This is a genomic window from Flavobacterium cheonanense (genome assembly GCF_039539185.1).
GTDB lineage: Bacteria > Bacteroidota > Bacteroidia > Flavobacteriales > Flavobacteriaceae > Flavobacterium > Flavobacterium cheonanense.
On the sequence record NZ_BAABCT010000013.1, the window covers coordinates 13,771 to 28,244 of the forward strand.

Sequence of the window (14,474 nt, forward strand, 5' to 3'; positions counted from 1 at the left end):
TTTAATCTTAAAAAAATGCATAATGAGATCATGGAATAAGTAAAAGACTTTATATTTATAGTTAAAATTATTAAACTTGAACGAATCAATATAGTTTACAAAAAAAACTCCTTAGATAACTAAGGAGTTTTTTTATTTCTTTTTATGAAGGCATTTGATTAACCGTGAACCGTTTCTGATTTTCCGTAATTGGTGATTAGTTCTCCTTCAAATTCTAGCCATTCTGCCCAACGTTTGTCAACATCAACTTTTTCTGTGTATTTTCTGGCAAACTTTAGAAAAGTTGTGTAATGACCTGCTTCACTTATCATTAATTCTCTGTAGAATTCTGCTAGTTTTTTATCTTCAATATTTTGAGATAGTACTTTAAATCTTTCACAACTTCTTGCTTCAATCATCGCAGAAAATAATAATCTGTCTATAAAAGAATCATTTCTACTTCCATCTTTTTTCATGAACTTGAAAAGTTCGTTTACATAGTGGTCTTTTCTTTCTCTACCTAATTTTAATCCGCGCTCCTTAATTATGTTGTGAACCATTTGGAAGTGTTCTAATTCTTCTTTAGCTATTTCCAACAAATCAGTGACTAATTCTTCGTGTTCTGAATTATAGGTTATGATTGTAATAATGTTTGTTGCAGCCTTTTGCTCGCACCAAGCATGATCTGTTAGAATTTCTTCAATGTTTGATTCAACTATTGTAACCCATCTTGGGTCGGTTTTTAATTTTAGACCTAACATTTTTGTATAATTTTAATTTGTTGTAAAATTAAATCTTTTCTTTGTAATTGTATTTGATATTATGCTAAAATCTAAAACTTTATTAATAATTGGCTTTGTTTGGCCTGAACCAAAATCTTCTGCGGCAGGAAGTAGAATGATGCAATTAATACAACTATTTCAAACAAATGGTTACGAAATTACTTTTGCAAGTACTGCTCAGAATTTAGAATTTTCAGAAGATATTTCAGTTTTAGGAGTTTCAACAAAAACTATTAAATTAAACTCTTCAAGTTTTGATGATTTTGTTATAGAGTTGAATCCAACAATTGTTTTATTTGATCGATTTATGGTGGAAGAACAATTTGGTTGGCGTGTTTCAGAAAGCTGTCCAAATGCTTTAAAATTGCTTGACACCGAAGATTTGCATTGTTTACGTCAAGCAAGGCAACTTGCAGTTAAAGAAAATCGAGAATTTACATATGAAGATTTATTTTCAGATGTTGCTAAAAGGGAAATTGCGAGTATTTTACGTTGTGATTTATCATTGATGGTATCGGAATTTGAAATCGAATTGCTTCAAAGTCAGTTTAAGGTTTCAAAGGATTTATTATTTTATTTGCCAATTTTTGCAGAACGTTTAAATGAAATTCTATCTTTTGCAGAACGAAATAATTTTGTTTTTATTGGAAACTTTTTGCATGAACCAAATTGGGATTGTGTAAAATATTTGTCAGATACAATTTGGCCATTATTGCATAGAAAATTACCCGAAGCTAAAATGTTGATTTATGGAGCTTACCCATCACAGAAAGTTTTGGAGTTGAATAAGCCGAAACAAAATTTCTATATTAAAGGAAGAGCAGATGATGCTTTAGAAGTTATAAAAAATGCTAAAGTGGTTTTAGCACCTATTCGTTTTGGCGCAGGAATTAAAGGTAAATTACTTGAAGGGATGCAATGTGGAACTCCAAGTGTAACTTCTTCAATTGGTGCGGAAGCTATGGCTGGAAATTTAAACTGGAATGGTTTTGTGAAAGACAATCCAAATGAGTTTGTAGATGGAGCTGTTCAACTTTATGAAGATGAAAACTTATGGAAACAGGCTCAAGAAAATGGATTTGAGATTTTAGATAAACGTTATAGAAAATCACTTTTTGAAAAGGATTTTATTGTTGAAATTAATTCGCTTTTAGATAATTTGAAACAACATCGTAATAAAAATTTCTTTGGTTCTATTTTGCAACATCATTTAGTTTCTAGCACTAAATATATGAGTAAGTGGATTGAGGAAAAGAATAAGAAATGATTTTTAACCAAAGATTAAAAGGATTGTAAAGATTTTCACAGATTGTTGTTTATTATTTTGACTTCTATTCAATACAAATCCTATCTAGCCCTGATTGGAGTGGCATCTCGTCTTTTGGGACGAGATAGAACGGAAAGCAGGAATATGGAATCCAAAAATGCCCAAACCATTCGCTCCAAAATAAAAAATCCCGCTCATTTCTGAACGGGACTCTTGTTTTATAGAGTTTCGATTAAGCTAACATCGTCACTGGATTTTCGATAAACAGTTTTAATGTTTGTAAAAATTGTGCTCCTGTTGCGCCATCAATTGTTCTGTGATCGCATGCTAATGATAACATCATAGTGTTTCCAACTACGATTTGTCCGTTTTTAACAACTGGCTTTTCTATAATTGCACCAACTGAAAGGATTGCAGAGTTTGGTTGGTTGATAATTGAATTGAATTCAACTATACCAAACATTCCAAGATTTGAAACGGTAAATGTACTTCCTTCCATTTCGTTTGGAAGTAATTTTTTGGTTTTAGCTCTTCCTGCTAAATCTCTTACACTTCCTCCGATTTGAGATAAACTCATTGCATCAGTAAAACGTAGAACAGGAACTACTAATCCGTCTTCAACTGCTACGGCAACACCAATATTCACGTGGTGATTAATGGTAATTGCATCCTCTTTCCATTGCGAATTGATTTTTGGATGTTTTTTTAATGCCATTGCACAAGCTTTGATTACCATGTCGTTGAATGATACTTTGGTATCTGGCACAGAATTTATCATTGCTCTTGATTTCATTGCTTCATCCATGCTTACTTCAATGGTTAAATTGTAGTGAGGCGCAGTGAATAATGATTCAGCTAAACGTTTAGCAATAATTTTTCGCATTTGCGAATTTTTGATTTCTTCAGTCACAACTTCACCTGCAGGAACAAATGGTTTTGCCACTGGAGTAGCTTGTGCTTCTGGTTGAGAAGTCGTTTGAGTTGACGCAACTGGAGCCGAAGCTGTAAAGTTTTCTACATCACTTTTAACTATTCTTCCGTTTTCACCAGAACCTTTTACTTGAGAAAGACTGATTCCTTTATCTTTAGCTATTTGTTTTGCTAATGGAGAAGCAAAAATTCTTCCGTTATCTGAAGTTGTTGTTTCTTGAGTTGGTTGAGATGTTGCAACTGGAGCAGCAGTTTCAGTTTTTGCAACTACTGGTGCTTCACCACCTTTTGAATAGTTTTCAGCTATTCCTGTAATATCAGTTCCTGCTGGTCCGATGATTGCTAAAACGCTATCTACTGGAGCAGATCCTCCTTCTTGAATTCCAATGTATAATAAAGTTCCTGCGTTGAAAGATTCGAATTCCATCGTTGCTTTATCAGTTTCGATTTCAGCAAGCATGTCACCTTCTTTCACTGTATCACCAACTTTTTTCAACCAAGTTGCTACTGTTCCAGTAGTCATTGTGTCACTTAAACGTGGCATTGTTATTACTTTTACACCTGCAGGTATTGCTACAGCTGCTAAAGGAGCAGAAGCTGATGGAGTTTCAACAGTTGGAGTAGCTTCAGCTTTTGGAGCCGGAGCACCACCTGCTAATAAAGCAGAAATATCTTCGCCTTCTTTTCCGATGATGGCTAATAATGAATCAACTGGAGCAGTTTGACCTGCTTCAATTCCGATGTGTAGTAAAACACCTGAATTGAAAGATTCAAATTCCATTGTAGCTTTATCGGTTTCGATTTCAGCTAAAATATCGCCTTCTTTTATTGTATCACCTACTTTTTTAAGCCATGTTGCAACAGTTCCTTCTGTCATAGTATCGCTCAAACGAGGCATGTTTATTACTGTTGCCATAATTATAGTCTATGAGGAATGAAAGGATAATTTTCTTGTTCGTACACTACATCGTAAAGTTGTTGTACTTCTGGGAAAGGAGATTCTTCGGCAAACTTTTCGCATTCGTCAACTAAGTCTTTTACTCGTTGATCCATTGCTTCAATTTCTGCATCAGTTGCATATCCTTTTTCTTTGATAATATCAAGAACTTGAGTAATTGGGTCGATTTTTTTGTATTCTTCAACCTCTTCTTTTGTTCTGTATAATTGAGCATCCGACATAGAGTGACCTCTATAACGGTATGTTTTCATTTCTAAAAATGTAGGTCCATCGCCACGACGAGCTCTGTCAATTGCTTCTTGCATAGCTTCAGCAACTTTTACAGGATTCATTCCGTCTACTGGTCCACATGGCATTTCATAACCTAAACCAAGTTTCCAAATATCGGTGTGATTTGCAGTTCTTTCAACAGAAGTTCCCATTGCATATCCATTGTTTTCACAAATAAACACTACTGGAAGTTTCCAATTCATAGCCATGTTAAAAGCTTCGTGAAGAGAACCTTGACGTGCAGCACCATCACCAAAATAGGTTAAAGTTACACCACCTGTTTCAAAATATTTATCAGCAAAAGCCATTCCTGCACCCACTGGAATTTGCGCACCCACAATACCGTGACCACCATAAAAACCATGTTCTTTAGAGAAAATGTGCATAGAACCACCCATTCCTTTTGATGTTCCTGTTACTTTTCCGTAAAGTTCTGCCATTACTTTTTTAGGATCAACACCCATTGCGATTGGCTGAACGTGATTACGATAAGCTGTAATCATTTTGTCTTTAGACAAGTCCATTGCATGGATTGCTCCAGCTAGAACTGCTTCTTGACCATTATATAAATGTAAAAATCCTCTAACTTTTTGTTGAATATATACAGCGGCTAATTTGTCTTCAAATTTTCTCCAAAACTGCATTTCTTCGTACCATTGAAGGTAAGTTTCTTTTGTAATTGGTTTCATTTTTTAATGAATTACGTTGATTAAATATATTGTAATCGTATCACAAATTGCGAATTATCAAATTTGCGAATTGCAAAAGTAAGATATTGATAGTAGAAGTAAAAATAATTCAGAATTAAAATAGCATTTTTTAATAACTGTTTATTCTTAAATATCAACTATATCGTTATAGCTTACAAGGATGTTTTGTCAAACGAAAGCGGTAATAAATTATTTATAGAATTTGACTTATAAACTTCTCCAGATTCGCCCATAAAATAGATTTCAATTGGAGTGTCTTGTTTAAATTCATATTCTGCAATCGATTGACGGCAAGCACCACATGGAGGAATTGGTAATAAGGTAGGATTAGTATCCGATGCTGCAGTGATTGCTAATTTTACGATTTTAGCATTTGGATAAATAGCTCCAGCTTGAAAAATTGCTACTCGTTCAGCACACAATCCCGATGGATAAGCCGCGTTTTCTTGATTGGAACCTAAAACTATTTTACCATTATCTAACAATATTGCTGCTCCAACTCTAAACTTAGAATATGGTGCATAAGCATTTTTACGTGTTTCAATAGCTTGATTCATTAATGTTTGAATCTCGCTTGGTAATTCATTGATTCCGTTGAAAACCGAAATTGTGGTGTTAATGTTTATTTCTTTCATTATATATAGAGGAAAAAAAATCCAAACTTCGATTAAGAAATTTGGATTGTTATTTAATTCATTACTTTTTAATATTCATCATATTTATCACCAAAATTAAATGTTAGTGAGAAACGTAATGTGTTTTCTAACGGATTTTTAACTTGCGAAGCTGAAAATAAATAAGAAACATCTACCTTAACTACATTGTATTTGAATCCAGCACCAAGTGAAAAGAATCTTCTCGCACCTTTTAAAGGACTTTCATTAAAATAACCTAAACGCATTGCAAATGAGTCTTGATAAGAATATTCTACACCAGCTGAATAAGTAAATTCTTTTAACTCTTCAGAAAAACCACCTGGAGCATCATTAAATGATTGAAACATTCCAGAAACCCAGTTGATTTTTTTATAATTTTCATTATTTAAATCTCTAGCGGTATTTTCTTCTAGTTGAGATATTGTTCCATCTCCATCAATATCAATTAGTTTTGGCTCTTGAGGTGTTGGAACAAGAAGCTTAGCAAATTCTACACTTACACCTACTTTATTGTATTCATCTAATATAAAATCAAAGCCTCCTCCTAAACGCATATTGGCTGGTAAGAAATTAGATGATATTTCATTTTGGTCATTATCATAACTTATTTTTGGTCCCATATTTTGAAAATTGAAACCTAAACGATATCTTCCGTTAAATTCATTGAAAGCAATTTCTTCTGATTGATAGAAACCTGCTACGTCAACTGCAAAAGTACTTCCTGGAACCGCATCTGTATTTGTGTCCGCAATTTTTAAATTTGATCGTATGTATCGACCTCCAACTGCCATACTGAAATGTTCGCTAAGTTTCAATGAATACGAACCATCAAGAGCTAATTCATTTGGTTTAACAACATTTGCAGGATCATCAAAATTTTGTCTTAATTCGATTTCACCTAAGCTAAAAAAACGTAAACTTCCTGCAAAGGCACTTTTTTCATTAATTCTATTGTAATAGTTAACTTGTCCTAACGAAATATCATTCACTAACGCCGTTAGATAAGGTGTGTAACTTACTGCGAAACCTTGTTTATCTAATGCAAAAGCATATTTTGCTGGATTCCATTGCTGAGAATAAGCATCTGCAGAAGTAGCAACACCTTGATCTGCCATACCAGCAGCTCTTGCATCTGCAGCAACTAATAAAAATGGTACACCTGTAGTTATTACTCTGTCTTGTGCGTTTATGTTTTGAGTTGAAAAAACAAGCAAGAATATCAATATTAAATTATTAATCAAGCTTTTAGGATTGTTTTTCACGTTCTTTTGAATTTCCGATTTCATTTTTATAATATTATTATTTAACAAATATAGCATTTTCTTAAAGTATAACAAGTTTTTCTATTTTTTCTGACTTATTGTTTGAAACAGTTGAACGAACTGTCAATTTATAAATATAAACTCCTTTACCGATTTTATCGCCAAAATCATCCTTCCCATCCCAAGTAATTTCTCTTGATAAAAATCCTTCAGTAGTAACTGTTTGATTAATTGTTTTTACCACTTTTCCAGTTATAGTCATGATTTGAACTTGTACTTCTAATGGCTCAAAAGGTTTGTTATGATTGAACCAAAATTGAGTGTAATTAACAAATGGATTTGGATAATTTAACACATTTGTTAAAGTAATATCACCACTATCGGCAACTATAAACTGTATTTCTGCTGAAATGAAATTATTGTAAACATCCCAAGCTTTAAAAACAATTGTATGTAATCCTTTAGATAAATTTCTAAAAGGAAATCTTATTTTACCTTTGGTATAATCGTTCAGTTCCGTTTCATAATAATCGTTTAAAACAAACGGCCTAGTTTCATCGCCATCTAAAATCGCTACAATATCATGACCAATTCCACTCGCTGTATTGATTCCGTGCTCGTCTTCTACAAATGCCAAAAAGAACGGCGATTCATTTGTTATTCCACCATTTACAAAACTTTCATCATTCATATACAAACGAACTCTTGGAGGAGTATTATCTGCTACTGCATTTGTATTTATTCCTCCAACTTTTATATCTAAATTATAACCTGTTTTATCCAAAAGAATTTGATCTCTTTTAGCGTAAAAACTAACTCTACCATTTCCGAGAGGAATTTTAATATCTCTTGGAACAACAAAACCAAACTCAAATTTACCATTATTTACAGAAGCATTTCCTCTAAAAATAGTTTCGCCAAGATTAACAAAACTGATTACAGGACTATATCCATCATTATTAAAAGTGGACTTATTGTAATTCTTATCAAAAACATTTACCGCTAGTTCACCATTATAAGAAGATAGTAAATTTCCATTATCATCTTGAACTTCGCCTGATAATTTAACATAACTCAATGCTTTTAAATCATCAATAGGTTGGGTAATTGAAACATCATTTACTTTAGTCAAAACAACCTTTGGCTTAGGAATAGAAAGCATCAATGCAGGATCACCAAGATATGCTACAACTCTAGTCGAAGAATTATTATTACTTGAAGCTTTTGCAAGTCGCAATGCCTCTGCAATTGAAACATATTGATTTGAACCATAAGAAAATAATTTCTCAGCCAAAATATCATTAAATATTTCAGCATTGTATTGTCCAATCGACCTAATTGTTGTAATCATAGAAATAGCTCCGCCTTTTGGATTCCAATATGTATATTCTCCGGCAGTTGGGCGATAGGGATTATCAAATCTCGAAAACTCACAAGTGATTGTAATAAATAAAGGATATCTATAACGATTATTAAAATCATAACCATCAAATTTATCCCAGATTCTTTCACCTGTTAAACCATCTTCACCACCATGACCTAAATAATTAAAAACTAATGCTCCTTTTTCAAAAGCATTTATGATATCTTCATTGGCTTGAGGATATCGATCACCACCAGCTGAAGTTTGTTGTTGATAAGCATCTAACAATATCTTTTTGAAATTTATGAATGGCTTTTGAGCATTAATAACATCTGTTAAGTTATTTTGTTTTTCTTGAAGTGAAACGTCCGAGACCTTATCCGAATCATCAGATATAGCAACATAGTTATTTCTCCAACTACCATAAGATTTTATATCATGATACTCAATAACCTTGTTTACCATTTCCTCAGCTTGTTGAGCTGATGAAACTAACATTCTTCCAACCGCAATATCAGCACCAAAAGAATATAATGGATCACCTTCGTTTGTATCCATTAATGCGAAAAAATCATCTGAAGCAAAAGATAATTCACCAGAAAAATAACTATTTGTAGCATGATAAATTGGCACTAAGTTTGTGTTATTCGGAATTCTGTCTTTAAAATCAAATGATGCATCACCAAATAAATTCAAATACTTAACCCTTTGACTTGGTGAAGAAGCATTATGATATACATACTTTACAAAATTTCTGATAGCTCCAATATCTTGTTTACCACCACCAAATTCTTGATAAATATCATCTAGATTTACTACTTTGACATTCAAATTAGAATAACTTCTATGAAAGTTGGCTAATTTTTCTGCTTGCGCATTTATTGATCTTGGTGTAATGATAAGGTAATCTATGTCTTCAAAATTTCCTTGAGCATTGTTAAATATTGTACCTTTTAAATCTTGATTAGTAACCGATGTGTTATTTTCTTTAAGTGGAGTATACAAATCTGATTCGTCAATAGCAATATATTTTTTTTCAATTCCTAAATTAGATTTGAAAGAAAAACTACTTTGATTTGGATTTTTAACAGAGGTAACATTATAAATATCGGTAATATCCCATATTTGAGAAATTCCAGTTGCATTTGATAACTGATATTGTGCAACACCTGTTTGCAGCGTCGCATCTTTGTATGTAAATCTAAATTGTTTGCCAAAGCCCGTTAAATTACTTTTACATGAAATACTTATATAATCTAAGTAACCTTTAGAAGTTGGAACACCATTATTATTGTAGGTAAGTTTAACATTAAAATTTGTTGCTCCTGGCACATTGGAAACTAAAGAACCGTGAGAAGCCTCTGTTCCAGAATTCAAATCAACTTCTGGCAAATTTATTGTTCCAATATTTAGTGCGTTTACAGCTATTGAAAACGAGGTGTCAACGAAAGAATTTCCACCTGTATGAATAGTTACTCTTGCTGGAGAACTTGTAACAATATTTGGAAAGTTAAAATCGAATGTTTGCTCCTCTTCTATATTGAAGTTTTCACCAAACCAAACCCTGCCTAACCTACCAATATTAGTCAAATCAACCTCGTGAAATTGATAATCATCAAACGTGGTCAAATTTAAAGTGGATCCAGCCGAAGGTTGAGGCATTAAACTTATCCTTTTCCCATCAGCTCCAACAACATTTACATAGTAATAAGACCTATCAGAATATAAATTTAAATGTGTTTCATTTTCTTGACTCCAATTATCAACTCCTTCTGCATAAAACAAGATATAATCATCATTACCAAAAGAACCATCTTGTTCTCCAATAACTTGAATGGCATTTTCTTCTAAGTCATCTGGATAATATTGAGCATTTGACAAAGGAAGCATTCGTCCACCATTTCCATAAATCTTAATTTTAGTTGGATTTACAGAATTCATATCAAATCCCAAACTAGAAAGAAACGACTTAGATAATTTGTAAACACCCGATTTTTCAACATAAAAACGACTCCACTTACCACTAGATAAAACTGAATTTGAAATACTAAATTGATTTTGAAGAAAATTAGTTTTATTAGAAACAGAAGAAATATTATATGTGTAAGTAAGTGATTTTACCTTTTTATAACCAATGCCATCTTTAATAATTGGATAAAATTGCAAGACAACATATTTTTTATCTCGAGCAATAACATTTTTCAATGATGCTGAAATAGAATTTTTAATATTTTCTTTTTTTAAATCTCCTAGTTGACTTTCTAGAATTGCTTCATAGACAATATCAGAAATCATCAAAGAATTTTCATCAATTAAATCACTAACTTCTACTTTACTTGTGAAAACAATTTCTTTCTTTGCAAAATCAAAATCATAGCTATCTGTTTTAAAAACAGGAACATTAACTTTATATTCGCCGAACGAATAATTAGTTTTATCAATCCAATCGATACTTATATTTTTACTTTGCTGTGCAAAAACCAAAACACCGCTAAATAGAAATAAATAAAAATAAATCTTTTTCATAGTACATAGTAACGCAATTATTTTTCAAATATTACTGAATGTAAAAATAAAATTAATATTTGAAATACAATAATAAACACAAGTTAACGTTAATAAATAGTTCAAGAAAAAATAATTTTTACTATTATTAAAAAAGATGTTGCAATTTCAAGGTTAATTCTTATATTGCGACTCGAAAATTTATTACCTACTAAGAGTATGAAAGTAAACAAATTTATGGCAATCAGGTTGTTACTTGTACTAGCATTAATGGCTAGTGTATCAAGTTGTAGCAAAAAATCGAATTCTAAAGGTGGATCAAAAGCCACTGGATGGAAAATTAACGACAAAAAAGGTGGATTTCAGTATGCTTCTAAATTTAAAAAGCAAGCAACTGGCCCAGGATTAGTGTTAGTTGAAGGTGGAACTTTTACAATGGGTAAAGTTCAAGATGATCCAATGCATGATTGGAACAATACACCAAATCAACAGCACGTTCAGTCTTTTTATATGGATGAAACCGAAGTAACCAACCTTATGTACATGGAGTATTTAGATTGGTTAAAAAGAGTATTTCCTCCAGAAGAAGACAATTATAAAAATATCTATGAAGGTGCTTCGCCTGATACTTTAGTGTGGAGAAATAGATTAGGTTACAACGAAACTATGACAAATAACTATTTAAGACATCCAGCATATGCTGAATATCCTGTAGTAGGTGTTAACTGGATTCAAGCAACCGAATTTGCTAAGTGGAGAACAAATAGAGTAAATGAATCTATATTAGAACAACAAAGATTTTTGAAAAAAGATTCAAAAGTTGTAGATGTAAAAGCTGATGCTACATTTGACACAGAAACTTATCTAGCTGCTCCTACTAAAACTTATGGTGGAAATCAAGAAATTGTTTTACAAAAAGGACAAAAAGGTGGCGCTAAAAGCAATGGCGCAGCTGGTGCTGGTGGTGGAACTGCTAATGCAAATGGAAATAGTGGTGCTAAAAACGTTTACGCACAAAGAACTTCAGGTCTAATTTTACCAGAGTACCGACTACCAACAGAAGCAGAATGGGAATATGCTGCAGCTGCTGATGTAGGCCAAAGAGAATATAACATTTACAAAGGTCAAAAGAAATATCCATGGTCTGGAAGTTATACTCGTTCTGGAAAAAGACAAATTAAAGGTGACCAGTTAGCAAACTTCAAACAAGGAAAAGGAGATTATGGTGGTATAGCTGGATGGTCTGATGATGGTGCAGATATTACAAATAAAGTTAAATCATATCCTCCTAACGATTTTGGTCTTTATGATATGGCGGGTAACGTTTCTGAATGGGTTGCTGACGTTTACAGACCAATAATTGATGATGAAGCAAATGATTTCAACTACTTTAGAGGTAACGTTTACACTAAAAATAAAATCGGTGAAGACGGAAAAGTTGAATTAGTTACTCAAGAAACTCAAAAATTTGATACTTTACCAAATGGTAGAGTTATGGCAAGAAACTTTATTGGGCAAATTGCTCAAGTACCTGTTGATGAAAAAGAAACTTATTTGAGACAAAACTTTGACAAAAGCGACCACAGAAATTATAGAGATGGTGATAAACAATCTACTAGATATTTTGATTTCGGTTCATCAGAAGAAGGCGATGGCAAGTTAAAAGACGAACAAAGAATGTATGATTCTCCAAAACACAATGTATCTACAGACAGTATTGGAAACATGATTCGTAAATTTGACAAGTCAAGCAAAAGAACAACTTTAGTGAATGATGATGTTAGAGTATATAAAGGTGGTTCTTGGAGAGACAGAGCATATTGGTTAGATCCTGCACAAAGAAGATATTTCCCTCAAGATATGGCTACAGACTATATCGGATTTAGATGTGCAATGTCTAGAGTTGGACCAAAATCTGATTCAAAAAAATCAGCTAGAAACAAAAAGAAAAGATAATACATTTATACATTAAACAAAAAAGCCCTTTAATTAGGGCTTTTTGTTTTCAATTCATTTCTTAATATGGACATAAAAGATATCCACAAGCTTTTTTTACTATCAAATGATATTGTAATAGACACAAGAAAAGTAAAACAAAAATCATTTTTTGTTGCTATAAAAGGTGAAAAATATGATGCTAATACATTTGCAAAAGAAGCAATAGAAAAAGGTGCTATATACGCTATAATTGACAATCCGGATTATTACATCGATCATAGAACTATTATTGTACAAAATAGTTTAGTTGCTTTACAAGAATTAGCAAAATATCACAGAAACTATCTAAAACTACCCATAATAGCTTTAACCGGTAGCAATGGAAAAACTACAACTAAAGAACTAATACAAGCTGTATTATCAAAAAAATATAAAACCAAAGCTACATTAGGAAATTTAAACAATCACATAGGAGTTCCTTTAACAATTTTATCTTTCAATAGTGAAACTGAAATTGGAATTGTTGAAATGGGTGCTAATCATCAAAAAGAAATTCAATTTTTATGTGAAATTACAAATCCAGATTTTGGATATATTACAAATTTTGGAAAAGCACATTTAGAGGGATTTGGAGGTGTTGAAGGAGTAATAAAAGGCAAAAGCGAAATGTATGACTACATTAGATTTAATGATAAAAAAGTTTTTGTAAATATTGATGATAAAATACAAGAAGAAAAAACTAGAGACATAAATAGAATAACATTTAGCACTGAAATGGACAAAGCAAATGTTTTTATAAAAAGCATTACTGCAAATCCGTTTGTCAACATTCATTTCAATAATTCAGTGATACAATCACATTTAATTGGACTTTATAATGCAAATAATATAAATGCATCTATAACAATTGGGCATTATTTTGGGGTTTCTGATGAAGATATAAAGAACTCGATAGAAAGTTATATTCCCGACAACAATCGTTCTCAATTACTCTCAAAAAACACAAATGAAATCATTTTAGACGCCTATAATGCAAATCCTAGTAGCATGTTAGTAGCATTAGAAAATTTTATACAACTAGAAAAAAACAATAAAGTAATTATTATTGGTGATATGTTTGAATTAGGTAATGAAAGTATAGAAGAACACAAATCAATTGTCAGCTATTTAAACAAAGAAGATAAAATAACTTGTTATTTTATTGGAAAATATTTTTATTTAAACAAAAACAGTAAAAACAATCACTTCTTTTATAAAGACTTCGAATCATTTGTTGTCTTTCTTACTAAAAATCATTTTTCAAATAATACAATTTTAATAAAAGGTTCACGTGGAATGGCTTTAGAAAGAGTACTAGAGTATATTTAATTAAATAGATTACTACTTTTTTTTACAACACTCTCTTAAACTCATCAGACACTCTAGAACTTAATTATTTTACTACCAATACTTAGTATAATTTTTATGGCGTGCCCCAAGGGTCGTGCTATCCGCTGTATCTTTTCTTTTTTAAGAAAAAAAGAAAAGGATGCCGCTACTATCACTCACGCAACCCACTAAAAAAAACACCTTCTTCAATAAATAAAGCTAAAAACTATCCACTTTGGGTAGGGTTTTCAAAAAGATAACGACATTTAACTTTAGTAAAACACTATTATTTACGCAATAAATAGTAAACTTAAGTACTGATACATTTGTTTAGATAGTACTTATTCATTTTTTTTAAATGATATAAAACAAAAAACCTCTATCAAATAAATGATAGAGGTTTTCAAAAAGAAGGCGGCGACATACTCTCCCACAGTTATGCAGTACCATCTGCGCAATCGGGCTTAACTTCTCTGTTCGGAATGG

General features: G+C 31.9%; 9 protein-coding genes and 1 rRNA gene. 3 read left to right on the plus strand and 7 right to left on the minus strand.

Annotation, left to right across the window (positions count from 1 at the left end; genetic code table 11):
- Window positions 1-158 precede the first annotated feature (158 nt).
- Window positions 159-740, minus strand: a complete 582-nt coding sequence (locus ABD766_RS14420) for a MiaE family protein (protein WP_298307507.1) — start codon at window positions 738-740, stop codon at window positions 159-161.
- Window positions 741-801: 61 nt separating this feature from the next.
- Here ABD766_RS14420 and ABD766_RS14425 point away from each other — a divergent pair, with 61 nt between their 5' ends.
- Complete coding sequence (locus tag ABD766_RS14425; protein WP_344817350.1) at window positions 802-2,028, plus strand: glycosyltransferase; 1,227 nt, start codon at window positions 802-804, stop codon at window positions 2,026-2,028.
- A gap of 232 nt (window positions 2,029-2,260) precedes the next feature.
- On the opposite strand, the gene ABD766_RS14430 is transcribed toward ABD766_RS14425, so the two are convergent.
- The 5 genes from ABD766_RS14430 to porU form a co-directional block, all read right to left on the minus strand.
- On the minus strand, window positions 2,261-3,874 hold the full coding sequence (locus tag ABD766_RS14430; protein WP_344817351.1) for a pyruvate dehydrogenase complex dihydrolipoamide acetyltransferase: 1,614 nt from the start codon (window positions 3,872-3,874) through the stop codon (window positions 2,261-2,263).
- Between the two features lie 2 nt (window positions 3,875-3,876).
- Complete coding sequence (gene pdhA / locus ABD766_RS14435; protein WP_344817352.1) at window positions 3,877-4,875, minus strand: pyruvate dehydrogenase (acetyl-transferring) E1 component subunit alpha; 999 nt, start codon at window positions 4,873-4,875, stop codon at window positions 3,877-3,879.
- A gap of 173 nt (window positions 4,876-5,048) precedes the next feature.
- Window positions 5,049-5,531 carry a cytidine deaminase gene (cdd, locus tag ABD766_RS14440; RefSeq protein ID WP_344817353.1) on the minus strand — a complete coding sequence of 161 codons (483 nt, stop codon included), beginning with the start codon at window positions 5,529-5,531 and terminating at the stop codon, window positions 5,049-5,051.
- Window positions 5,532-5,599: 68 nt separating this feature from the next.
- On the minus strand, window positions 5,600-6,838 hold the full coding sequence (porV, locus tag ABD766_RS14445) for a type IX secretion system outer membrane channel protein PorV (RefSeq protein WP_344817354.1): 1,239 nt from the start codon (window positions 6,836-6,838) through the stop codon (window positions 5,600-5,602).
- A 37-nt stretch (window positions 6,839-6,875) separates the two neighbouring features.
- Window positions 6,876-10,703, minus strand: coding sequence for a type IX secretion system sortase PorU (gene porU, locus ABD766_RS14450; protein ID WP_344817355.1), 3,828 nt, complete (start codon window positions 10,701-10,703; stop codon window positions 6,876-6,878).
- A gap of 198 nt (window positions 10,704-10,901) precedes the next feature.
- Here porU and gldJ point away from each other — a divergent pair, with 198 nt between their 5' ends.
- Window positions 10,902-12,638 carry a gliding motility lipoprotein GldJ gene (gene gldJ, locus ABD766_RS14455; protein WP_344817356.1) on the plus strand — a complete coding sequence of 579 codons (1,737 nt, stop codon included), beginning with the start codon at window positions 10,902-10,904 and terminating at the stop codon, window positions 12,636-12,638.
- Window positions 12,639-12,704: 66 nt separating this feature from the next.
- The gene (locus tag ABD766_RS14460) at window positions 12,705-13,988 is read left to right on the plus strand and encodes a UDP-N-acetylmuramoyl-tripeptide--D-alanyl-D-alanine ligase (protein ID WP_344817357.1); all 1,284 of its coding nucleotides are present in this window, start codon (window positions 12,705-12,707) and stop codon (window positions 13,986-13,988) included.
- Window positions 13,989-14,397: 409 nt separating this feature from the next.
- On the opposite strand, the gene rrf is transcribed toward ABD766_RS14460, so the two are convergent.
- A 5S ribosomal RNA gene (gene rrf, locus ABD766_RS14970) occupies window positions 14,398-14,474 on the minus strand; the annotation flags it as partial.

Excerpts from the sequence above, each read along its gene's own strand:
- ABD766_RS14430 (WP_344817351.1), bottom strand. The coding sequence starts at position 3,874 with ATGGCAACAGTAATAAACATGCCTCGTTTGAGCGATACTATGACAGAA.
- porV (WP_344817354.1), bottom strand. The coding sequence starts at position 6,838 with ATGAAATCGGAAATTCAAAAGAACGTGAAAAACAATCCTAAAAGCTTG.
- pdhA (WP_344817352.1), bottom strand. The coding sequence starts at position 4,875 with ATGAAACCAATTACAAAAGAAACTTACCTTCAATGGTACGAAGAAATG.
- ABD766_RS14460 (WP_344817357.1), top strand. The coding sequence starts at position 12,705 with ATGGACATAAAAGATATCCACAAGCTTTTTTTACTATCAAATGATATT.
- ABD766_RS14420 (WP_298307507.1), bottom strand. The coding sequence starts at position 740 with ATGTTAGGTCTAAAATTAAAAACCGACCCAAGATGGGTTACAATAGTT.
- porU (WP_344817355.1), bottom strand. The coding sequence starts at position 10,703 with ATGAAAAAGATTTATTTTTATTTATTTCTATTTAGCGGTGTTTTGGTT.
- ABD766_RS14425 (WP_344817350.1), top strand. The coding sequence starts at position 802 with ATGCTAAAATCTAAAACTTTATTAATAATTGGCTTTGTTTGGCCTGAA.
- gldJ (WP_344817356.1), top strand. The coding sequence starts at position 10,902 with ATGAAAGTAAACAAATTTATGGCAATCAGGTTGTTACTTGTACTAGCA.
- cdd (WP_344817353.1), bottom strand. The coding sequence starts at position 5,531 with ATGAAAGAAATAAACATTAACACCACAATTTCGGTTTTCAACGGAATC.